We start from the raw sequence: 22,773 nt of genomic DNA on the forward strand, positions 1-22,773 counted from the left end.
TAAAGACTGATGCTGCAGCGCCAACTGTCGGATAAATTCCAGCAGGTGTTCATGGGTCAGTTGGTTTAAATCAGGCAGCATTTTCATGACTGCAGTATGGTTGAGATCATGTTTGGAGAATAGCAGAATGGATGAGTTCGATTTAGAGCATTGTTACCACTTGCTGCAGACCGATTCTTTGCCAAGTTAAACCGTGGATCAGTGCTTGTAACTGCTCCGGGCTGAGGGTCACGGTTTCATCTTGGTGAACTTTAGCCCAGTGGAATTTTCCCTGTTCCAGCCGTCGGGCACATAGCCAGATGCCCAGCCCATCATGCACCAGCACTTTCATGCGACGGCCACGCTTATTACAGAACAGATAAGCACAATGCGGTTTGATATAGCCAAAGGCTCTCAGCACCTGAGCCATGACAGTATCCATACCTGCTCGCATATCCAGAGGTTGGGTAGAAAGCCAGATTTCATCAATGCGGATCATTTGATCAAGCCCTGAAGTAAAAGCAGCAACTCCTTGGCCGATTCCACTGGCCATTCTATTTCGATCACCTGATCTCTTGCGGAGCATTGTTTCTGATGCAGTGGAATTCTGATATGAGCGACAGCATTCTTTTCCGGTTCAGGTGGCGGCGGTGCTTCTTGTTTGACTCTGGTGTCGGGTGAAGAATGACGGGAAGAAAGTCGGTCTGTGGAATGGAAGGGGTTGTGAATGACGAATCCATTTATGTAATAGATTGGCATTGATCTGATGTTGCATTGTGACCTTAGCCACTGATGTATTTGGCTGCAGGCAAAGCTCGACCAAGTGCTGTTTAAAATCAGTTGCGAAGATTCTGCGGGCTCTTTCTGTCGTTTGTTCAGTGTCTATAAAAGTGTCTAAGGCCATAAACATAATGTCCATTTAATAAATAATGGGCACTATTGGTATATTGAGAAAATAAGAAAAGTGGGGTTCAGCGGATGCTTACCGAAAAAGAGATCTACAGAGACCTCTTTTTATTTGGGCTTAATACGTGAAATTATTGATGAGTGTCATCTTCATTCAGAATTTGCCCTGTGTGCTTTGGTGTAATTAAAGGTGCAGTCGGACGCGGTCCTGTGTATTGCAAGCCGATACCCGCATAGACATCATCTGCTGCAACTTCGGTTTCAAAACGTTCTTTGTCTCGTTCTCGGATTTCTTGGCTAATTTCTTCAACATCACTCTGGTCAACACCCAATTCTTCTAAAATCGCACCGCCAAATAGCATTGCCGACTCGAAGGTTTCTCGAATCATGTAATCCACATTTTGTTTTGCTAAATGCAGCGCATGCTCACGGTCATAAGAGCGAACCAGTAACTTGGTTAAAGGAAATTCATGTTGCACCAACTCTACAATCTTATTCGTCGTTTCTTTGTGGTCTACGCAAACAACAATTGCCTCAGCCGTATCTGCTCCCGAGGCATGTAAAATATCTAAACGAGAACCATCGCCATAGTAAATTTTAAATCCAAATCTTTCAGCGTTTTGAATCATGTCGATATCATTATCAATGATGGTCACATCAATCCCTCGAGCAAGCAGTAATTGACTGGAGACTTGTCCAAAACGACCGAAACCAATCATCAATACTTTTCCAGAAAGTCCTTCGGCAATACGGATATTTTCTAAAGAAGTTTGTTCTGTAGTTTGGGTAAAAGGTTTAAATAGAATGCCTATAATCGGGGTCAAAATCATCGACAAGACTACAATCGCAGTCAGGTTTGAGCTTTCAACAGCACTAATGATTTGAGCACTCATGGCGGCAGCAAAGAGTACAAAAGCAAACTCGCCCCCTTGAGCCATCAGTAATGCGCGATCGAGTGCTTCGGAGTGTGAACTTTTGGTCATGCGTGCAATTAGGTAAATCATGGATGCTTTGACAAACATCAGCAGAAGTACAGCACTTAAGATTAACACCCAGTTATTTTTTACGACGTTAAGGTCTAGTGACATGCCTACACCTAGAAAAAATAATCCGAGCAATATGCCACGAAACGGTTCAATATCTGCTTCAATCTGATGGCGAAAAGTGGATTCGGAGAGTAATACCCCTGCAAGGAAAGCCCCCATTGCCATCGATAAGCCACTGACTTGCATCAGTAATGCTGCGCCGAGTACCACTAAGAGTGCTGCTGCAGTCATGACTTCACGGGCTTTGGCTGCGGCTAATAAGCGAAATAAAGGATTAAGCAACCAATAGCCTGCAGCGATTAAACCTGCAATTGAAATTAAACCAATTCCGATGCTCTGCAAACGCGTAGAAGTACTTTCAACAACATGATTCGGTGCGATAAAAGCGACAATTGCCAATAAAGGGACAATCAATAAATCTTCAAACAGCAGGATCGAGATAATTTTTTGTCCTCGTGGTTGAGCAATGTCTCCACGATCTCCCAAAAGTTGCATCACAATTGCAGTCGAGGTGAGTACAAAGCCTGCAGCACATACAAAACTCACTTGCCAAGAATAGCCATAGATCAAGCCTACCGCCGTTAACCCCAATGAACAGGCACTAATTTGTAATGCGCCTAATCCAAAAATTTCTTTTCTTAAACTCCATAAATACGATGGACGCATTTCTAGTCCAATCACAAACAGATACATCACAATACCAAGCTCAGCAATATGCAGAATAGATGCAGAATCGTAGAAAAACGCCAGTCCAAATGGACCAATAATTAATCCTGCAATTAAATATCCCAATACCGAGCTTAATCCTAGACGCTTTATTAAGGGGACTGAGATCACTGCCGCTGTGAGCAGTATGACAGGGGATAGAAGGCTGATAGATGTGGCTTCTGCACTCATATATTTCTCAGATTTTGTATGGGGTCTGTTGACATTTCAAGTATAGAATTTACCCGATAAAGGTAGCCAAATATATATACAGGCTTCAAGCTAATGCAACTGCACCCTCATAGCTACACCTTAGCTTATCATATGGTGTTGCTATTCCTCTGAACTGCTTTAACCTATAAATGCGTTCTCAACTAAGTATCTAATTTTATATAAATACGCCAATCTCAACTTAAAATAAGATTTTCGAATTGAATTGGTGAATGACCAAGCTTTTTATTTAGCACCACACAAATTGTATGCGACAGAATTTTACGAGTTATGCGGTGGGTTAAATGCCATAGATCTTTTGCCCTCACTTTCTGAATGTGAAAGCGATCTGTTAATTGACCAATCACTGTTTCAATCTTTCTTCGGGCTTTCATCATTATTTGCATTGTCTCTTTAGGTCTGAAATCTATCATGTTTTTTCTAAAGGGTGTTTGTAAATCAATACCCTGATATTCATAATATCGTTTCAATTCTGGTTTTAAATAGCCCTTATCTGCTCCCAGTAAACCGTAAATATCATTCGTGATTTCAGGTGCAACATCTCGCTCATCACAATGAGCAGGTGCAAAGGTATAACCCGTAATCATGCCTGAAAGATTAATGACGATATGAGCTTTGAAACCATCAAGTTTTTATGCTTTCTAGCTCTGGTATAACTACAGACAGGGAGTGGGAAGCCATCAATAAAGTGAATGTTATCTGAACCATAACGCTGAATGAGCTGTCCCATAATGGATTGACTGACATGCCACAGGTATGCACAATGTTTACAGAAATTGGGATAAGATCCTAATTTTGGAAACCATTCTAACCAATTGTTTTTGAAATACATCCAAATATTTTTGTCTGTATCTAAAACAAGAAATTCACCTACTATTTGCATAGTGATGATTTCTACATCAGTAACAGCAGGCGGAAAACCACGAGTTCTCAGAGGCTGAATAACAACAATGGGATAAAGCTGTTCTATGATTACATAGACAAAAATGATAAATTCTTCAATGGACATAACTTTGCTTTAATTTCTTGGTAGAAACTAAAATAGGGTTATGTCCTTTTTATTTCAATCACTTAAAAAGTTGAGATTGGGGTTTAATATATTGAAATATATTAATTATTTTTTTATGCTATCCAATCCATCACCAAACACCTGTGAGTCACTGACATTATTGGTTGTGAGCTGAGCTGCAAGTTTTTGCAGTGTTTCAGCATCTATTATACCTATGTGAAGTTTACGCTATTGTCATCGATATTCAGACTGATGTTTTTTACGTTTTCATTCACCTTCTCCTAAAAACCTCAAGCCAGTAGGGTCAATGAGTAGATGGAGACTATCGCGACTTTTTTGATAGCTAAGAAGCCTCCAGTGGTAAGTTTGTGCAACAGAGCCTTATTTAACTAAAAATTTTCTATTTAACTTATGTTTACCTAAAATCTAGTTTATAAATTATTTTTACAATATATTTATTAATTTCAATATTTTGAAGAAAAATAATAGAAATTTATAAAAAATTAGTTCATAAACTTATAGGATTTTTAAGAGCATTTATATGAATGACTAAGTACTGTGAAAAAAGAGAACTAGATGACGTTTAGATAAAATTTTCAATCAAATAATCTTATTGTTGTTATTTCTAGTCACATAGTCTATTTTTATTATATGAATTATTCTTCCTCACCCAAAAGACCACGTGGTCGACCAACCAAACACGGCTGTAACTATGCAGACACTAAAGAAGTTTTAATCCACCGAGGTATCGAGTTACTGACCGAACGTGGAATGAATGCTATGAGCTTGGACGATCTCATGAAATCAGTCCAAGTTCCTAAAGGGTCTTTCTACCATTATTTTGTAAATAAAGAGGCTTTTATTTTAGAAGTCTTAGATGCTTATGAACTTTATTTTGTGAAGCGATTGAATAAGTTTTTAAGTCAAACTGATCTTTCCCCACTAGAAAAGCTGCAAAATTTTGTAAAAGATGCGGGTGAAAAAATGCAAAAATATGATTTTAAACGAGGTTGTATTTTAGGTAACTTAGGACAAGAAGTGTCGTATTTACCACAAGAAATCATTGCGCGAATCGAAAATATCTTTAAGGTATGGGAGAAATTAGTTTCTGATTGCCTACATCAGTCAAATTCACAATATAGCCTAGCTGATTGCGATGAAGCTGCTTATCAGTTTTGGATTGGGTGGGAAGGTGCAGTTCTAAGAGCACGTTTGGTCAAATCAACAAGTCCCTTAGATGCATTTTATCGCTTGTTTACTTTAGCTGTAAAACAACAAATCACGTAAAAAGTTAATTAAAAAATAAATGCAGACGTCTGTATTTATTTTTTAATTAATTCTAGACAAGCAGTCTAATTAAATGGAGAGGAAGTTCTATGTACAAAGGTATTGTAATTACTAAAGATGAAGCAGGTTACACATCACAAATTACTGAGATTGCATCAAAGCCTTTACAAGAAGGAGAGGTTAGAGTCGAAGTCAAATATTCAACACTCAATTATAAAGATGCTTTAGCCATTACTGGGCGTTCACCAGTGGTGCGTAGTTTTCCTTTGACCCCAGGCATCGATTTTTCGGGTGTTGTGATTGAATCAAAACATCCAGCATGGAAAGAAAGAGATGAAGTTCTACTGAATGGTTGGGGAGTGGGTGAAAAGTATTTTGGAGGGCTAGCCGAGCAAGTCACTGTTTCTGGTGATTGGCTCATACAAAAACCTTCTGCTTTTTCTTTTAAAGATACGATGGTTATTGGTACAGCAGGTTATACCGCAATGTTGTGTGTCATGGCTTTACAAAAACATGGTATTAAACCAAGTGATGGAAAAATTTTAGTGACAGGTGCAAATGGTGGAGTAGGTAGTATTGCCATTATTATTTTGAATCATCTTGGTTATGAGATTACAGCTTCAACTGGTCGACCTCAAGAGTCAGAATATTTAACCTATCTAGGTGCGAGTGAAATTATTGATCGTATTGAATTATCTTCCCCAGGAAAGCCATTAAACAAAGAAGTTTGGGCTGGCGTAATTGATACTGTTGGAAGCCATACTTTAGCCAATGCATGTGCTAGTACAAAATATCGTGGTGCAGTTGCTGCGTGTGGTTTGGCAGGCGGAATGGATTTTCCAGCAACAGTTGCTCCATTTATTCTAAGAGGGATTACCTTATATGGAATTGATAGCGTGATGGCACCAATCGAATTAAGAAAAGAAGCATGGGAACGTTTGGCTACAGAATTAGATCAAACAAAATTAGAAACAGTAACGACTGAAATTCAGTTAACAGATGCTTTAAATATTTCAAATGAAATTTTAGATGGAAAAATTCGAGGTAGAGTTGTTGTACAGATATAGTTCAACAAAATGAGTTGTGGGACTGTTCTAAATTTTGTGTAAGTACTTAATTTTCATTTATCCTACTGAGGATAATAAAAAGAGGTACTTCACATGGATGAAGCTACAATCAAAAGTATGGCAGCTGAATTAGCTAAAGGTTTAAAAACTCCTGAAGATTTAAACCAAATGACAGCCATATTTAAAAAGTTCATGATTGAAACCGCTCTGAATACTGAGCTTTCTGAACATTTAGGCTATGAAAAGCATCAACCTAAGAAAGGATCTAATGCACGTAATGGTTTTAGCTCCAAAACAGTTCTAACACAAGATGGGCAGCTTGCTTTAGATATCCCTCGTGATCGTGACGGCTCTTTTGAACCACAGATTATTAAGAAGCATCAAACGCGCATTACTAGCATGGATGATCAAATTCTTTCGCTATATGCGAAAGGAATGACAAATAGAGAAATTGTTGCTTTCTTTAAAGAAATGTACGATGCCGATGTATCTGCCTCCCTTATTAGTAAGGTGACGGATGCTGTCATTGAACAAGTGACAGAATGGCAAAATAGAACACTCGATAGTCTTTATCCTGTTGTCTATTTAGATTGCATTGTTGTTAAGGTTCGTCAGCATTCAACAGTAATCAATAAATCAGTTTATTTAGCATTAGGCATTAACCTGGATGGTCAAAAAGAACTTCTTGGCATGTGGCTTGCTCAAACAGAATGTTCCAAATTCTGGCTGTCAGTCATGACAGAGCTTAAAAATCGAGGAGTGCAAGATATTCTTGTAGCCTGCCTTGCGAAGCAGCGCTTCTCAGGACTAAAAGGCTTTCCTGATGCGATAGCCTCTGTCTACCCTCATACTGATATCCAGCTGTGTATCGTACATGTTGTACGCAATAGCCTGAGATTTGTGAGCTGGAAGGACTACAAAGCTGTAACAGCAGGATTGAAGGCGATCTATCAGGCAAGTACAGAGGAAAATGCTTTAAAGTCCCTAGATATCTTCTGCGATCAATGGCATCACCAGTATCCAAAAATTGGAGAATCCTGGCGGGCAAATTGGGAAAATATCCGAACGATCTTTAGCTATCCTGCTGAAATACGTCATGCGATTTACATAACAAATGCAATTGAATCATTGAATAGCGTGATCCGCCATTCAACTAAAAAGAGAAAGATCTTCTCTTCTGATGATTCAGTGAAAAAGGTCATTTATTTAGCAACTTCAAATGCTGCTAAAAAATGGACCATGCCAATTCAAAATTGGCGTTTAGCAATGAATTGGTTTACGATTCAGTTCGATGATCGATTAAAAGATCATTTATAAAAAATGAGACTTACACAAAATAATTTACAGGCTCAGAAACATGAGAATACATTCTTTTGGTGAACACAATAACATTACTTTATCTAATAATTGTATTGAAGTTCGAGGTGCACGTGAGCATAACCTTAAGGATGTAGATGTTTCTATCCCAAGAAATGCACTTGTTGTTTTCTCAGGTGTATCGGGTTCGGGAAAATCATCACTTGCTTTTGGAACTATTTTTGCTGAAGCACAAAGAAGATATTTCGAATCTGTTGCACCTTATGCAAGACGCTTAATAGATCAGGCCGGAGTACCAGATGTTGATGCTATTGATGGTCTACCACCAGCAGTAGCATTGCAACAACAACGTGGTGCAAGTAATACCCGTTCTTCTGTTGGAAGTGTAACAACTTTATCAAGTCTCGTGCGAATGATTTATTCGCGTGCTGGTGCATATCCTGCCGATCAGCCAATGTTATATGCCGAGGACTTTTCACCGAACACTCCTCAAGGTGCTTGTCCTACCTGTCATGGTTTAGGTCACATTTATGAAGTTACAGAATCGACAATGGTTCCTGACCCAACACTCAGTATTCGTGAGAGAGCTATCGCATCATGGCCACCTGCTTGGCACGGGCAAAACTTACGCGATATCCTAGTAACCCTAGGGTATGATGTTGATCGACCATGGAAAGATTTACCGCAATCGGATAGAGACTGGATTTTATTTACTGAAGAAACCCCAACAGTTCCTGTCTATGCTGGTTTAAGCCCCGCTGAGACTCAATCTGCACTTAAACGTAAACTAGAACCCAGCTATATGGGCACTTTCACTGGTGCTCGTCGCTATGTCCTTCATACTTTTGCTAATACCCAAAGTACGTTGATGAAAAAACGTGTTTCACGTTTTATGGAAGGAAAAATATGCCCTTCCTGTCATGGTAAACGCCTTAAACCAGAAGCCTTATCTATTACCTTTGCTGGAGTAGATATTGGTGAGTTTATGCAACTTTCTTTGGATAAGTTAACTTGCCTGCTTGAGCCCATTGTTCTTGGCAATTTCGACGCTCATAATGCTGGAGAAAAGGCTAATAATAAAGTAACCCAACTTGATAGATCTGAACGAGCAACAACAGGTAGAGCAGTGCATTCTGTATCTCCAGATGTAAGACGTACGTCAGCACTTTCAGATGAAAAGAAAATTGCTGCCCAGCGTTTAGCAAATGGTGTGGTGGGGCGTTTAAATCAATTACGCCAGTTAGGTCTTGGTTATCTAACATTAGATAGAGCCACACCGACTCTTTCAGCGGGAGAGTTACAACGTTTGCGTTTAGCAACACAATTAAGTTCTATGCTATTTGGTGTAGTTTATGTACTGGATGAACCGTCTGCTGGATTACATCCTTCAGATAGTCAGTCATTATATGATTCTCTCGATAAATTAAGAGACGCTGGAAACTCCGTATTTGTTGTAGAGCATGATTTAGAGCTCATGCGTCGTGCTCAATGGTTAGTGGATGTTGGACCAGATGCAGGAGAGCAAGGTGGTAATATTTTATATAGTGGAGTACCTCAGGGTTTAAGTGAGATTTCAGCTTCACGTACTGCAAGTTATTTATTTAATAAAATCCCAGTTACTCAAAGTTATGGACGTACACCCTCTGGTTGGCTTGAACTTAACAATATTTACCGACATAACCTGCATAATATTGATGCTCGTATACCTCTTGGTGTACTTACAGCAGTTACAGGTATTTCAGGTTCAGGTAAATCTAGTCTCGTTTCTCAAGCTTTACCCGAGTTAGTACTTTCATATTTAGGCAATGAGTCTGAAACTGAAAACAATAATGAAAATAATCCTTTAAATGAAGGAATGTTGGTTAACGAGGTTACACAGGGTTCTCTGGCTGGTGATGTGGAGGCTATAAAGCGTCTGGTACAGGTTGATCAAAAACCAATTGGCCGTACTCCACGTTCTAATCTGGCAACTTATACGGGTTTATTTGATCATGTTAGAAAGTTATTTGCTGGGACTCCTGAAGCTCGCCAAGCTCATTATGATGCTGGACGTTTTTCGTTTAATGTGGCTAAAGGGCGATGTGAAACTTGTGAAGGTGAAGGCTTTGTCAGTGTAGAGTTATTGTTTATGCCAAGTGTATATGCCCCTTGTCCGACATGTCATGGTGCTCGATATAATGATGACACTCTGAAAATTCGCTGGAATGAACGTAATATTGCTGAAGTATTAGGAATGACCGTCAATGAAGCACGTGATTTTTTTGATGGAGAGGTCTCGATTGCTCGTTCACTACAATTATTAAAGGAAATTGGCCTTGGTTATTTACGTTTAGGGCAACCAGCGACTGAACTATCTGGTGGAGAAGCGCAACGTATTAAATTGGCGACCGAGCTGCAACGCAATCAGCGTGGAAATACACTGTATATACTTGATGAGCCAACTACAGGTTTGCATCCATCAGATGTAGATCGATTGTTAGTTCAATTGCAGCGATTAGTCGATGCGGGTAATACCGTGGTTATGATTGAGCATGATATGCGTGCCGTTGCACAAGCAGATTGGGTGATTGATGTGGGACCAGGTGCTGGAAATGCTGGTGGGAATATTGTTGTGGCAGGAACACCAAAAGAAATAACAGAAAATCAAGATAGCCGTACTGCTCCATATTTAGTTAATGAGTTAGTGAGTCGTGATACTAAACGTTGATATTGCGAGTGGGTAGAATAAAACCTTAAATTAAAAGCCTGTAAAATCAATCAGATATTTTTTGTTTTAGGTGGTGTGTGAGCATGAAATCTAAAAGTTTTTTTCAACTAAGGGCTTTGTTGCACAAACGGTAATCCTCCCATTAATAACCGAAGTTAAAAGTAGAGGTTAAGCAGCCATTAGAGGTGGCCTTCCTTTGTTTGCTTGGTGTGGTCTTTCATGGTTGTAATGCCACAGCCAGTTTGTTGCATAATCTTGTACTTCATCCAAAGTATCAAATAAATGTTTGCTCAGCCAACTATAACGTATAGTCCGATTATAGCGTTCAATATACGCATTCTGCTGTGGTTTACCTGGTTGAATATATTCAATACGAATACCTTGTTCAGTTGCCCAGCGTACAAATTCGTGACTGATAAACTCCGGGCCATTGTCACACCGAATAACTAACAGTTTTTCTCGCCATTCCAATAACTGATTCAATGTGTGAATAACCCTGATCGTGGGTAATGAGAATCCTGCTTCAATAGTCAAACCTTCTCGACGGTAATCATCAATCACATTCAACAATCGGAACTTACGACTATCGATCAGCTGGTCATGCATAAAATCCAGTGACCAGACCTGATTTGCCCGGATCGGCTCTTTCAGTGGTTCTGGTGCATGCCGTTTTAGTCTTCTTCTCGGTTTAATGCGCAGATTCAGTGCTAACTCACAGTAAATGCGATAAACACGCTTATGATTCCAAACATGGTTTTCAACATGACGTAGATAAGAGAAACACAGACCAAAACCCCAATCTGTATTTTCTTCAGTGAGCTCAATGAGCTGTTCTGCAATTAATGTATTGTCATCGTTTAACTTGGATTGATAACGGTAGCAGGTTTCACTGATACTAAATCCTCGGCAAGCCAAACGAATGCTAATCGCATAGTGGGCAACTGCCTGTTGTGCCATCTTACGTCGGCAAGATGGCCTCACCACTTTTTTGCCATCGCTTCCTGAATGATCTCTGCCTTTAAGCGTTCTTCAGCATACATCTTTTTAAGTCTGGTATTTTCTGCTTCCAGTTCTTTGAGTTTTGCCATTAATGATGTATCCATACCGCCATATTTGGCACGCCATTTATAGAAGGTCGCATTACTCATACCGTGTTCACGACAAAGGGCGGCTACAGGTGTGCCAGACTCCGCCTGTTTCAAAATGGACATGATCTGACTGTCAGTAAATTTAGATGTTTTCATGCAGAATCTCCTGCCTATACTTTAAGAGAAAATTCTACTTTTAGGTCCTATTGTTTTTAGGAGGGATTACTGGGTACAAACATGGACATGATGAATCCAGATCAAACAAAAGAATAATTTGATTTTCGTTTGAAACTTTCTTTTCCAAATGAATTGTTTTTAAAGCAAACATAGTAAAGTTTATGAAGTATTCTTAAGGTCAACATATCATATTTTATGAGTAAAATAGAAATCACTTAAGTTATTGAATTTTGGTTTAAGAAAGAAGGATATGAAGTTATTGTTAGGTGTATCGGATTTAACATAATCAATATTATACGAAATCACAGTGTTGTAAGCCCAAAATAGAAATGTCCGCTTTTAGAATGTGCACTTTTGCAATTTCCTTAGCGGACGGTTTGATATGTTGGTGTCTATGTCGGATAAAGAACTTAAACGATTGTCGGTCTTGCAGGAAATCTGCGATCAACGCATAACTCAATCCCAGGCTGCTCAGCTACTTCTACTTCATATTTCAGAATGTCAGGTCAGACGCTTACTGCAGAAATACAAAGTTCAAGGTCCAGCTGTATTAGCCCATACGGGTCGTGGCCAAACCAGCAATTCCAGGCTTTCTGAAGAACTCAGACTCAAGTGCCTCAATATTGTTTCTGATCAACTGCATGGTTTCGGACCAACCTTGGCGCATGAAAAGCTTATTCAACAGGAGTTATGGTTCATTCTGACCAAGGCAGTCAGTACTGTAGTCGTGCTTTTAGAGCGCTATTATTGACGAATAACTTTATTCAAAGTATGTCAGGCAGTCTTGCGCAGTACACTGCTCATGTTGGGACAATGCAGTGACTGAAAGCTTCTTTCATACATTGAAAGGTCATGTAATCCATGGCAGTGTGTTTGCCACTCGAAAAGAAGCGAATGCTGTCCTGTTCGACTATATCGAGATTTATTACAATCGAATCAGAATACATTCTGCAAATGGCTGGTTAAGTCCTGAAGCCTTTGAACAAAAATATTGTAAGAATTTAGAGGGATCGAATGTCCATAATACTGTCTAGGATCAGATAAAGGATTCTGCATCTGAAAAAAAGGCCTTTAGCTTAATTCTGAGCTTCGACTAATGACAAAATATAAGACTTCTACCTCTGAAAATTGTAAAAAATCAATTTTTTTGATCTTTAAAGAATGAGGATATAGTATTTGTAAAATTACTTAGCTGCTTAAAACTTAATTCTAATTGGTTAATAGGTGAAAAATGAAATTAGCAGAAGCTCTCTTACTTCGAAGTGATCAACAAAAAAAAATTATTTCACTAAAACAACGTATCAATGCAAATGTATTGGTACAAGATGGTGATAAACCATCTGAAGATCCAAATGAACTATTGAAACAAGTATTTTCTTTAATTCAAGAATTTCAAAAATTAAGTTATGCAATTCATGAAACTAATGCTTTAACAAAATTAAATGATGGTCGTTCTCTACTTGCTTTATTGACTTTGCGTGATGAATTTGTAGAACAGCACAAAACCCTAACTGCAGCAATAAGTAATACATCTCGTGAATCTGATCGTTATAGTACGCGGGAAATAAAGTGGCATAAAGTTATTCCAGTTTCATCATTACAAAAACAAGCTGATGATATTAGTCTTAAATTACGTGATTTAAATGTGTTAATTCAGTCGAATAATTGGAAAATTGATTTGATTGAAGCCTAATAGTCCTTTAGATATAATCAAGTTGAACATACTGGGCGAGTACAAGATCCCTTACTTCCACAACATAGGATTGTAAATAAAGTGTAGTGGCTTGCAAAGCAAGTGGATAAGCTTAAAATTTTAAGTACAAATCAATCCATCACTTGGCATAACTCAAATCTTTGTGCGAACAAAGTTACACGTTACTTATAACTACCATGTACTGACAGTATGTTCACCTCAATTACTAAAAATAAAGAAATGAGCAAGCATCAGCTCAACTACATTTCTATTTTTGGTGGTGTTTCAAAAAGTATGCTGAAAAAAAGCAGGTTGGATTTTGATAAAATAGAGAAATGCGAATAACTCTAGAAATCAAGTGTCCAGCCTGCCTAAGTGACAGTATAAAGAAAAATGGCACAAAAGTAGATGGTAAGCAAAATTACCAATGTAAAATATGCAGACGTCAATTTATTGGTGATCATGCTCTCAGTTATCAAGGCTGTCACTCAGGTATCAAAACCAAAATATTACACCTCATGGTGCGAGGCAGTGGTGTCAGGGATATAGCAGAAATTGAAAGAGTAAGTATCGGTAAAGTTCTACGGACACTTAGCCAATCAAAATATCAACTTCGAGCACAGCAAAGTCATTATGAAACCCTTGAAGTAGATGAGTTTTGGACTTTTGTTGGTCATAAGCAAAATAAACAATGGCTAATTTATGCCTATCATCGAGAAACAGGTGAAATTGTTGCTTATGTATGGGGTAACCGAGATTTAGCCACTGCAAAACGACTTAAATTAAAATTGAAGCAGTTAGGTGTAAGCTATACATGTATATCAAGTGACCATTGGGATAGCTTTGTTACGACCTTTAAAGAATGCAAACAGTTGATTGGTAAATTTTTCACTGTGGGTATAGAAGGCAATAATTGTCGATTACGGCATCGAATCAGGCGAGGCTTTAGGAGAAGCTGCAACTTCTCCAAAAAGCTTGAAAATCATTTCAAAGCCTTTGATTTAGTGTTCTTTTATATCAATAATGGATTCGTTTAATGCCAGCATACTTTTTGAAACACCACCCTATTTTTAATTCGGTTCGGCTTTGTTGCATAACGAGCTGAAAAACAGATTTTGAAAACAGCAGATTCAAATCACAAGTGCGACACATTTGTAGTTAGTTGAAAAATTTAGGTGTATTCGTAGAATCATTAGACTTTTTCAACTCGCAATTGGAAAGCACGCAATGAAGAAATACACCCAACTCTCTCAAGATGAAAGTAAGCGTCCGCTGAGCCCCACTTTTTCTCACTCATGAATACCACGATAGTGTCCACTAAATTTTAAGTGGACACCTATTTATGGATTTAAAGACAGTTATAGACAGCACACCAATGCTAAAAAAGCCCCGTCGAACCTTCACGGCTGAATTTAAACATCAACTTATTCAGCAATGCCAGCAGCCAGATACATCAGTGGCTAAGGTCGCAATGCAACATCAGATCAATGCCAATCTGTTGCATAAATGGATTCGTCAGTCCAGATCAATGCCCCTGCATTAACACCCCCTCCATTCCACAGACTGACTTTCTTCCGGTCATGCTTCACCCGACTCCAGTCAAACAAGACGCACCTCCGCCACCTGTGCCGGAGAAGAATGCTGTCGCTCATATCAGGATTCCATTGCATAAGGAACAAAGTTCCGCAAGGGATCAGATGATCGAGATCGACTGGCCAGTGGAGTCAGTAACTGAATTACTGTTGCTGATCCAGGGTTTGACTCAATGATCCGTATTGATGAAATCTGGTTGTCTACCCAGCCCATGGACATGCGTGCGGGTATGGATACTGCCATGGCTAAGGTGTTGAGAGCCTTTGGCTCGATCAAACCGCATTGCGCTTACCTGTTCTGTAATAAACGTGGCCATCGCATGAAAGTGCTGGTGCATGATGGACGGGGATCTGGCTGTGTGCCCGGCGGCTGGAACAGGGAAAATTCCACTGGGCGCAGGTTCACCAGGGTGAAAGCATGGCGATCAGTCTGGAACAGTTACAGTCACTGATCCAGGGTTTGCCTTGGCAGCGCATTGGTGGTGACGATGCTCTAAACCAGCTTGGTACATTCTGCTATTCTCCAAACGTTCTATTTCCTCTGCGTCATGACCTCAGGCATACTGCGGTCATTAAAATGCTGCCTGACTTAAGCCAACTGACCCATGAACAACTGCTGGAATTTACCAGACAGCTAGCGCTGCAGCATCAACAACTCGCAGAAGATAAACAACAATTAGATACCAAAGTTCAGCATCTTGAAGTATCAAATCAGCAATTGGATGCCAAAGTTCAACATCTTGAAGCATGCAACCAACATCTCTCTGTTCTCACTCAAAAATACGAGCATGAACTTGCGCTATTTAAACAGTATAAATTCGGTAGTAAAAATGAACATCTCACCGCAAAACAAATCCACCTATGGGACGAAGCGGTTGAAGAAGATATTGCTGCGGTTGACCTGGAACTGGAACGACTGAATGCAGATAAAATGAATACAGCTGCGCAGAAAAGCGAGTATGCACGACTCTAAAATCACCAAAGCGTTCGAATAAGTCTCGCCACGGGATACCTGAACGATAGCGCTTCAACAAATAGTCGGTTATCTTTGGCCGTTACTCCAACAGTACCCATTCGTCCAGGTAACAGATCTTTAACCTGTTCCCACTGATCATCTTTTAATGCATAGCGTTTAGTCATGAAAAAATTATGAGGACCGGTAATATTTTCTCAAGCTAATTGATGACACGCCCTAAGAATAAAAAAATATTTATAAAAATAGACGTCTTGCGTTAGTCAAAATTTAAAATTTAAACAGCCAAAAGCTACATATTATAAGGTTTTAGCCAATTCAAAAATTAGGTAAAACGATACTTTCGCAAGAGGTCTAATCTATATTTTTTAGATTTAGCTATACAGAATTTATCATTCTGTATAGCATAGACTTTATACTCTATTAGTATCTAGAGTATAGTAAGAGTCAGACTGCTTAGCTAAAAGTTCAATAAACTGCGGAATTGCACTTGCACTTTGAACCGTACCGGGTTTGTCGGAGACTTTTTTATTTAAGTTAGGCCACCTGACCTAACGGGTTAATCTTATCATAGTACATTGCTTCAAACTCAAAAGGCGACTTGTAACCCAATGCACTGTGTACACGCTCTTTATTGAACCAATCTACCCAGTTGAGTGTCGCAAGTTGTACATCCGCTAAACCTTGCCAATCTGCTTTTAAATATTCAATCACCTCTGTTTTGTATAAGCCATTCACTGTTTCAGCCAAAGCATTATCGTATGAATCACCAGTTGTACCGACTGACGCTCGTAAATTTGCTGCTTCTAGACGATTGGTATAGCGAATGGAAAGATATTGCACACCTCTATCGGAATGATGAATTACATTCTTTGGCTTACCTCGATCATGCAATGCTTGCTCCAGTGCATCAAGCACCATATCTGTATTCATACGTGTTGATACTTTCCATCCAACAATTGCTCGTGAAAACACATCAATAATAAATGCGGTATAGACCCAACCTGACTTGGTTTGAATATACGTAAAGTCACTGACCCACAGCTGATCTGGATGATCAGCACTAAAATTACGTTTCACTAAATCATTCGCTCGTTTTTGATCATCTCGGCTACGGGTGGTTTGTTTGTTCTTACCTCGCCAAACACCTTGTATACCTAGCTTTTTCATTAATCGAGCAACAGTACAGCGTGCAATAATATAGCCTTCACGTTTCAGTTTTTGCCAGACTTTACGTACACCATACCGACCTGAACTTTCCTTCCAAATTCGTTTAATCTCCTCAGCATGATGCAAGTCATGTAAATCTCGCTTTGCTCGATGTTCTGGATTTTCGCAGAGATCTAGAGTCCGGTAATAGGTTGAAGCTGCGATCGGTAAAATCCTACAAATCGCATCAACACCATATAAGTCTTTATTGTTATGGATGAAATCCACCATTATTTGTGTGGGCGGTCGAGCTCCGCCTGGGCGAAAAAAGCGGCTGCTTTACGTAGAATTTCATTGGCGCGTTGCAGTTCTTTATTTTCGCGTTCGAGTTGTTTGATACGTTCTTGGTCTGAAAGCTGCTGTACTTTAACTGGATTTTGTTTATCTAAATATTTTTGATACCAAACACGTAGTGTTTCAGGAGTACAACCCTTGCGCAGTATACTGCTCAGGGAGCAATAGCTGTGATCGCAGCCCAATTCGATGGATAATCTTTCTCGGATTCAATCAATAATTGAACCGCTCTTTCTCTGATTTCAGGGGTATATTTTAATTTTGTCATCGGGATAGTCTCTCAGAATATTGACTCTCCGACAAACCCGGTACGGTTCAGTTTCTAGGTGAAGGTGAGTGGAAACGTAAGAAACATGGACCTGAATATCGTCGCCAATGGCGTAAGCTTCATATTGGCATCGATGCTGAAACCTTGCAAATACGTGCAGTACAGCTTACCACAAATAATGTGAGCGATTCGCAAGTACTCGGTGATTTACTTGCTCAAATTCCCTTAGATGAACGAATTGATTCGGTCTATACCGATGGTGCTTATGACACGAAGCACTGCAGACAAGTCATTCTAGATCGAGATGCACATGCGGTCATTCCGCCAAGAAAAAATGCAAACCCATGGAAAGATCAGAAATTGAGATCTTTAGAGCGGAATGAGTTACTGAAAACAGTTAAACGTTTAGGAAGAACGCTTTGGAAAAAATGGTCTGGTTATCATCGTCGAAGTTTAGTTGAAACCAAGATGCATTGCATCAAACTATTAGGTGATAAATTAACAGCAAGGAGTTTTTCTAGTCAGGTGAATGAGATTCATGCACGCATAGCCGTATTGAACAAATTTACAGAATTAGGTCGTCCTCATACCCAAGTTGTCACTTGAATTCTGTTCAAATGAGCAGAGTGTTGTCTTTTAAATCTTTGTGCAACAAAGCCCTTTAAAATTACATTTAGCATAAAATCTCTTATGCGAAGTCCAATATTAAATTAATCCCTTCACAAGGAAGAAGCTTGCTACAATGACCAATAAAACTGCAAAGCATTTCTTTAACATTGCTGGCGATAAAGCATGTGCCGCCTTCGCACCAAACTTAGCCGTAATGAAACTCATGATGCTAATGCCAATAAATGCATAAATATGCACGTAACCAATGGTATTAGGTACATTAATCTCAGCATTTATACCAAAAATAATAAAACCTAATGCACCAGCGACAGCAATGGGGAATCCACATGCCGCAGATGTTCCAACCGCCTTCTGCATGACCACACCATAGCGATTCAGGTACGGAACCGTCAGACTTCCACCACCTATTCCAAAAATTGCTGATGCAATCCCAATGACACTACCAGCAGCAACTTGTTGACCTGACGACGGTAAAGTTTGCGTTGAATTAATTGCTGTTTTAGCATCTGTAAGCATCGTATATGCGACCCAAATCAGAAATAAGCCAACAATGATTTGTAGATATAACCCTGATATCAAACCAGCAATACCTGCCCCAAAAAAACAACCAATCGCCATTGGTGGAGCTAGATTTTTAAATACAGGCCATAGCACAGCGCCATTTTTATGATGTGCCATTAATGAGCTGATTGAAGTGACAACGATTGTTGCTAAAGATGTACCTAATGCGAGATGCATAACAACATCAGGGTCATAACCCATTTGAGTAAAGACAATAAAAAGCAGTGGTACAATAATCGTACCACCGCCGACACCAAACAGCCCTGCTGCAAAACCAGCAAAAGCGCCGATGACTAAAAAGGTTATAAGTTCCACAATAAACTAACTTTAAAAAGATAAAAGAATTAAGGCATTGAGTTAAGCGTGTTCCAACTGACCCACTTGATGATAAGCACGGTTAAAATACACCAGACTTTCTTCTTGATCGCTTTGTTGAACTTTAAGAACACGACACATGAAAACACTGTGTGTACCGACTTGCTGAATATCTTGAATCTCACAGTCAAAACTGACCAAGGCATCTTTCAAAATAGGTGAACCAGTTTCCATCGTACTCCAATCACCGAGTTTGAAACGATCTTCTGAGCTGAATTTACTTGAAGCAAAAGCATTTGAAAGCTGTTCATGCTGAGTACTTAGTACGTTTACAGCCAAGACTTTATTTTCAACAAAATGGGCATGTGAACGGGAGGATTGATTCATACAGACTAATAACATTGGCGGTGTATCCGTCACGCTACATACGGCAGATGCAGTAAATCCATGCATACCTGTTTCACCCGAAGTCGTAATAACATTCACTGCTGTGGTGAGTAAAGACATTGCATTTCTAAAGTCTGTTGCTTCAATCATCTCTTTCATCTCAAATGTACATATCACGTGCTCGTGCATAAAGCTGGACAAATGACCTTGCGATGATTTGTTCTGCTTCGCACGAGACTACGTTTGATTAAGCTTCTAGCTCTTTACGAACAATGGCAGCACCTGCGCTTAAAGCTTCAAGTTTGCCACGTGCCACTTGGCGAGATAGCGGTGTCATACCACAGTTAGTTGAAGGATACAGTTTATCTGCATCAACAAATTGCAATGCTTTGCGTAGCGTATTTGCTACTTCCTCTGCAGTTTCCACTTGAGTGGTTGCCACATCAATTGCACCCACCATCACTTTCTTACCACGGATCAATTCGATTAAATCCATTGGTACACGTGAGTTTTGGCATTCAAGTGAAATAATATCGAGCTTAGATTGTTGTAGTTTCGGGAATGACTCTTCGTATTGACGCCATTCATTACCTAAAGTTTGTTTCCAATCTGTATTGGCTTTAATGCCGTAACCATAGCAAATATGAACTGCAGTTTCACATTTTAGACCTTCAAGTGCACGTTCTAAGGTTGGTACACCCCAGTCATTCACTTCATCAAAGAATACGTTAAACGCAGGTTCATCAAATTGGATAATGTCTACGCCTGCTGCTTCAAGTTCTAAAGCTTCTTGGTTCAAAATTTTGGCAAATTCCCAAGCCAGTTTTTCACGGCTCTTGTAGTGTCCGTCAAAAAGTGTATCAATCATGGTCATTGGACCAGGCAACGCCCATTTAATTGGCTGACTGGTTTGGCTGCGTAAAAATTTCGCATCGTCTACAAACACTGCTTTTTTACGAGAAACTTCACCCACAACTGAAGGTACACTTGCATCATAACGATTACGAATACGCATGGTTTCACGCTTTTCGAAATCTACACCTTCAAGATGTTCAATAAACGTGGTTACAAAGTGCTGACGGGTTTGCTCACCATCACTCACGATATCGATACCTGCAGTGACTTGCTCATGTAATGATAATTTCAAAGCATCACGTTTAGCTTCTAATAATTCTTCGCCTTCAAGCTTCCATGCAGACCATAATTTTTCAGGTTCAGCTAACCAAGACGGTTTTGGCAAGCTACCCGCAGTTGAAGTTGGGAGTAAAAGTTTCGGTTGTGTAAGCGCCATGTCTAATCTTCTTTCTCTAAAATTCGTCAGTCTGTGTGTCAATTCGATGTCTTAAGCAGCTGTTTCGACCTTAAAGTTTGCTGCCCATTCATTTAAAATATCTTGATATGGTTTGATGAAGTTTTCTTCTGTCCATTTACCTTGCTTAACCGCTAACTCACCACGTTCAACACGGTCATAAACGATACGTGTCAGTGAGTAATCGCCATAGCTCAAGCTTGGTTGATACTCCACACCTGCCGGAGAGTTGGTGTTGTAAATTTCAGGACGATAAATTTTTTGGAAGCTTTCCATGGTTGCAATCGCGCTGATCAATTCAAAATCAGTATAATCACGGACTAAGTCGCCAGCGAAATAGAATGCGAGTGGTGCATTACCACCTTCTGGTTTGAAGTAACGTACACGTAAGCCCATTTTGGCGAAATATTCATCGGTACGTGAATATTCATCATTGGTATATTCCTCACCTAAAATAGGATGTACGTTTGCCGTACGGTAATAGGTTTTAGAGGTTGAAACACTTAAACAAATCACAGGTGGCTTGGTAAATTCTGCCTTAAATACATCTGAATTCACCAAATGTTGATACAATTTACCATGTAGATCTCCAAAATCTTCAGGTTTTTCACCTACACCACAACCCAATTGAGGCAATACTACGCTGAAGTCGTAATCACGCACATAAGATGAGAAGCTATTGCCGATCATGCCTTCAATACGCTCCCCTGTTTTATGGTCAATCACTACACTTTTCAGTGTTTCAATAAATGGGAAAGTTTGACCATTACCTTCGATATCAATTTCAGCAGAAATGATGTCAATCTCAAGTGAATAGCGATCACCTTTCGGGTTATCAACGGTTGCCAAGCTATTAAAACGGTTGTTGATCATCGCAAGGGTACGACGCAAGTTTTCTTCACGGCTTTCCCCACGTGCCAAATTGGCAAAGTTTGTGGTTAAACGTGTGCTTTCTGCTGGTGTATAATTCTCATCAAAACGGATACGTTTAATTGAACACTCAAATGCTGTACTCATGGAGATTGCCACCTAAAAATTTTATAAAAAGCTAAATTTCTGAATGGCTGTATTTAAACGTGAATAAGAAAGTGAGTAAAACGATATAAATTCAGCTTAAGATGAGAAATACTCATCTTAATAAATTAAAGATTCTGAGGATTTTTAGGGTCTGTTGACATTTACTGTTCAAAAAAATAGCGAGAAAGTAAAATTTAATCGCCAAACTAAATTTACTTCTCGCTATGCCTCGTACAATGCTGAATGATCAACACTGGTCTAAGTTACTTTCTATTTTCCGAAATTTTGATATCTATTTCAAATCTAATTTGAGAAATTTTGTCGAAGCAATACTTTATAGAATAAGAACAGGCTGCCCATGGCGTGATTTGCCTAAAGAATTTGGTTCGTATAACTCAATCTTTAAAAAATATAATCGTTGGTGTAAAAATGATAAGTTAATGAAAATATTTAAATTAATTTCTTCAAGTGCTGATATGGAATGGGTTTTTATTGATGGTAGTCATGTTCGGGCACACCAACATTCTGCTGGAATAAAAGATCAGGATATTTCTAAAAGCATTGGTGGAAATAGTTCTAAAATACACTTAGCTGTTGATGCGGATGGCAATCCAATCGAAATTATTATCTCCGATGGAACGATACATGATGTCAAGATTGCTCCCAAAATGATTGAAAAACTTGATTTGAGTGAAACGGAAGTATGTTGTGCAGACAAAGGATATGACTCTGAATCATTAAGAGAACAAATATCTGCGAAAAAAACTAAAGCGAATATTCCAAGAAAATCAAATACTCAGTCAAATAATGATCATATGGATTGGTATTTATATAAAATCAGACACTTAGTTGAGAATGCATTTTGTAGGTTAAAGCAGTTCAGAGGAATAGCAACACGATATGATAAGCTAAAGTGTAGCTATGAGGGGGCAGTTGCATTAGCTTGTATATTTATTTGGCTACCTTTATCGGGTAAATTCTATACTTGAAATGTCAACAGACCCTA

The 22,773-nt window shown here is 39.2% G+C and carries 17 protein-coding genes, 11 pseudogenes and 1 other annotated feature; of the genes and pseudogenes, 14 read left to right on the forward strand and 14 right to left on the reverse strand.

Going from position 1 to position 22,773, the window contains the following annotated elements:
• Positions 1 to 142: 142 nt before the first annotated feature.
• The 6 genes and pseudogenes from tnpB (F995_RS16040) to F995_RS16575 all read right to left on the reverse strand — a co-directional run.
• Positions 143 to 532, reverse strand: coding sequence for an IS66 family insertion sequence element accessory protein TnpB (gene tnpB, locus F995_RS16040; RefSeq protein ID WP_016807156.1), 390 nt, complete (start codon positions 530 to 532; stop codon positions 143 to 145).
• 84 nt (positions 533 to 616) lie between these two features.
• Positions 617 to 898, reverse strand: a complete 282-nt coding sequence (locus tag F995_RS16570) for a transposase (RefSeq protein ID WP_322740058.1) — start codon at positions 896 to 898, stop codon at positions 617 to 619.
• A 118-nt stretch (positions 899 to 1,016) separates the two neighbouring features.
• Positions 1,017 to 2,828 (reverse strand): monovalent cation:proton antiporter-2 (CPA2) family protein, encoded by a 1,812-nt coding sequence (locus tag F995_RS16045; protein ID WP_004647827.1) that lies wholly within the window; start codon positions 2,826 to 2,828, stop codon positions 1,017 to 1,019.
• Between the two features lie 85 nt (positions 2,829 to 2,913).
• Positions 2,914 to 3,035, reverse strand: a pseudogene (locus tag F995_RS16715) (IS5/IS1182 family transposase); the annotation flags it as partial.
• Positions 3,036 to 3,043: 8 nt separating this feature from the next.
• Positions 3,044 to 3,876, reverse strand: a pseudogene (locus tag F995_RS16050) (IS982 family transposase).
• 114 nt (positions 3,877 to 3,990) lie between these two features.
• A pseudogene (locus tag F995_RS16575) lies at positions 3,991 to 4,224 on the reverse strand (transposase); the annotation flags it as partial.
• Between the two features lie 303 nt (positions 4,225 to 4,527).
• Between F995_RS16575 and F995_RS16055 the strand changes: the two are divergent.
• The 4 genes from F995_RS16055 to F995_RS16070 all read left to right on the forward strand — a co-directional run bounded on the left by F995_RS16055 (position 4,528) and on the right by F995_RS16070 (position 10,254).
• The gene (locus F995_RS16055) at positions 4,528 to 5,163 is read left to right on the forward strand and encodes an acrylate utilization transcriptional regulator AcuR (RefSeq protein WP_004647830.1); all 636 of its coding nucleotides are present in this window, start codon (positions 4,528 to 4,530) and stop codon (positions 5,161 to 5,163) included.
• An 89-nt stretch (positions 5,164 to 5,252) separates the two neighbouring features.
• Positions 5,253 to 6,230 carry an acrylyl-CoA reductase (NADPH) gene (locus F995_RS16060; RefSeq protein ID WP_004647831.1) on the forward strand — a complete coding sequence of 326 codons (978 nt, stop codon included), beginning with the start codon at positions 5,253 to 5,255 and terminating at the stop codon, positions 6,228 to 6,230.
• 93 nt (positions 6,231 to 6,323) lie between these two features.
• Positions 6,324 to 7,547 carry an IS256 family transposase gene (locus F995_RS16065; protein WP_004647833.1) on the forward strand — a complete coding sequence of 408 codons (1,224 nt, stop codon included), beginning with the start codon at positions 6,324 to 6,326 and terminating at the stop codon, positions 7,545 to 7,547.
• 40 nt (positions 7,548 to 7,587) lie between these two features.
• On the forward strand, positions 7,588 to 10,254 hold the full coding sequence (locus F995_RS16070) for an excinuclease ABC subunit UvrA (protein ID WP_004647834.1): 2,667 nt from the start codon (positions 7,588 to 7,590) through the stop codon (positions 10,252 to 10,254).
• A gap of 168 nt (positions 10,255 to 10,422) precedes the next feature.
• Here the strand turns inward: F995_RS16070 and F995_RS16075 are convergent.
• Positions 10,423 to 11,498 (reverse strand): IS3 family transposase gene (locus F995_RS16075; RefSeq protein ID WP_115736950.1). Its coding sequence is split into 2 segments (ribosomal slippage): positions 10,423 to 11,246 and positions 11,246 to 11,498, totalling 1,077 coding nucleotides; the frame shifts between segments, so codons are not numbered across the junction.
• Between the two features lie 64 nt (positions 11,499 to 11,562).
• Positions 11,563 to 11,670 (reverse strand): annotated as a pseudogene (locus tag F995_RS17200) (site-specific integrase); the annotation flags it as partial.
• A gap of 243 nt (positions 11,671 to 11,913) precedes the next feature.
• On the opposite strand from F995_RS17200, the pseudogene F995_RS16085 reads away from it, so the two are divergent.
• The 8 genes and pseudogenes from F995_RS16085 to F995_RS16110 all read left to right on the forward strand — a co-directional run.
• Positions 11,914 to 12,195: pseudogene (locus F995_RS16085) on the forward strand (ISNCY family transposase); the annotation flags it as partial.
• Positions 12,189 to 12,553 (forward strand): annotated as a pseudogene (locus tag F995_RS16725) (IS3 family transposase); the annotation flags it as partial. The pseudogenes F995_RS16085 and F995_RS16725, both read left to right, overlap by 7 nt.
• 197 nt (positions 12,554 to 12,750) lie before the next feature.
• Entirely contained in the window at positions 12,751 to 13,212 is a 462-nt protein-coding gene (locus tag F995_RS16090) for a DIP1984 family protein (protein ID WP_004647839.1), read from the forward strand.
• 335 nt (positions 13,213 to 13,547) lie between these two features.
• Positions 13,548 to 14,249, forward strand: a complete 702-nt coding sequence (locus F995_RS16095; RefSeq protein ID WP_004282341.1) for an IS1 family transposase — start codon at positions 13,548 to 13,550, stop codon at positions 14,247 to 14,249.
• Between the two features lie 305 nt (positions 14,250 to 14,554).
• Positions 14,555 to 14,755 carry a transposase gene (locus F995_RS16100; RefSeq protein ID WP_004647840.1) on the forward strand — a complete coding sequence of 67 codons (201 nt, stop codon included), beginning with the start codon at positions 14,555 to 14,557 and terminating at the stop codon, positions 14,753 to 14,755.
• Between the two features lie 37 nt (positions 14,756 to 14,792).
• Positions 14,793 to 14,981 carry a hypothetical protein gene (locus tag F995_RS16105; RefSeq protein WP_016807214.1) on the forward strand — a complete coding sequence of 63 codons (189 nt, stop codon included), beginning with the start codon at positions 14,793 to 14,795 and terminating at the stop codon, positions 14,979 to 14,981.
• A gap of 65 nt (positions 14,982 to 15,046) precedes the next feature.
• A pseudogene (gene tnpB / locus F995_RS17250) lies at positions 15,047 to 15,222 on the forward strand (IS66 family insertion sequence element accessory protein TnpB); the annotation flags it as partial.
• Positions 15,223 to 15,375: 153 nt separating this feature from the next.
• Positions 15,376 to 15,762: pseudogene (locus F995_RS16110) on the forward strand (IS66 family transposase); the annotation flags it as partial.
• On the opposite strand, the pseudogene F995_RS16115 reads toward F995_RS16110, so the two are convergent.
• Positions 15,758 to 15,944 (reverse strand): annotated as a pseudogene (locus F995_RS16115) (transposase); the annotation flags it as partial. The pseudogenes F995_RS16110 and F995_RS16115 overlap by 5 nt on opposite strands.
• Before the next feature lie 370 nt (positions 15,945 to 16,314).
• Positions 16,315 to 17,548: pseudogene (locus F995_RS16120) on the reverse strand (IS3 family transposase).
• Positions 17,143 to 17,259 (reverse strand) — a sequence feature (AL1L pseudoknot). It overlaps the preceding pseudogene by 117 nt.
• Before the next feature lie 45 nt (positions 17,549 to 17,593).
• Between F995_RS16120 and F995_RS16130 the strand changes: the two are divergent.
• Positions 17,594 to 18,154, forward strand: a pseudogene (locus F995_RS16130) (IS5 family transposase); the annotation flags it as partial.
• Between the two features lie 99 nt (positions 18,155 to 18,253).
• Here F995_RS16130 and F995_RS16135 read toward each other — a convergent pair.
• The 4 genes from F995_RS16135 to F995_RS16150 form a co-directional block, all read right to left on the reverse strand.
• Positions 18,254 to 19,054 carry a sulfite exporter TauE/SafE family protein gene (locus F995_RS16135; RefSeq protein WP_004647845.1) on the reverse strand — a complete coding sequence of 267 codons (801 nt, stop codon included), beginning with the start codon at positions 19,052 to 19,054 and terminating at the stop codon, positions 18,254 to 18,256.
• A 42-nt stretch (positions 19,055 to 19,096) separates the two neighbouring features.
• Positions 19,097 to 19,591 carry a flavin reductase family protein gene (locus F995_RS16140; protein ID WP_004647846.1) on the reverse strand — a complete coding sequence of 165 codons (495 nt, stop codon included), beginning with the start codon at positions 19,589 to 19,591 and terminating at the stop codon, positions 19,097 to 19,099.
• 97 nt (positions 19,592 to 19,688) lie between these two features.
• Positions 19,689 to 20,732, reverse strand: a complete 1,044-nt coding sequence (locus F995_RS16145; RefSeq protein WP_004281804.1) for a methionine synthase — start codon at positions 20,730 to 20,732, stop codon at positions 19,689 to 19,691.
• A 51-nt stretch (positions 20,733 to 20,783) separates the two neighbouring features.
• Entirely contained in the window at positions 20,784 to 21,767 is a 984-nt protein-coding gene (locus F995_RS16150) for a putative oxygenase MesX (protein WP_004647848.1), read from the reverse strand.
• A 224-nt stretch (positions 21,768 to 21,991) separates the two neighbouring features.
• Here F995_RS16150 and F995_RS16155 point away from each other — a divergent pair, with 224 nt between their 5' ends.
• Positions 21,992 to 22,756: an IS5 family transposase gene (locus tag F995_RS16155; RefSeq protein ID WP_004645258.1), complete on the forward strand. Its 765-nt coding sequence runs from the start codon at positions 21,992 to 21,994 to the stop codon at positions 22,754 to 22,756.
• Positions 22,757 to 22,773 lie beyond the last annotated feature (17 nt).

Source organism: Acinetobacter sp. CIP A162, assembly GCF_000367905.1.
In the GTDB taxonomy this organism is placed as follows: domain Bacteria; phylum Pseudomonadota; class Gammaproteobacteria; order Pseudomonadales; family Moraxellaceae; genus Acinetobacter; species Acinetobacter lwoffii.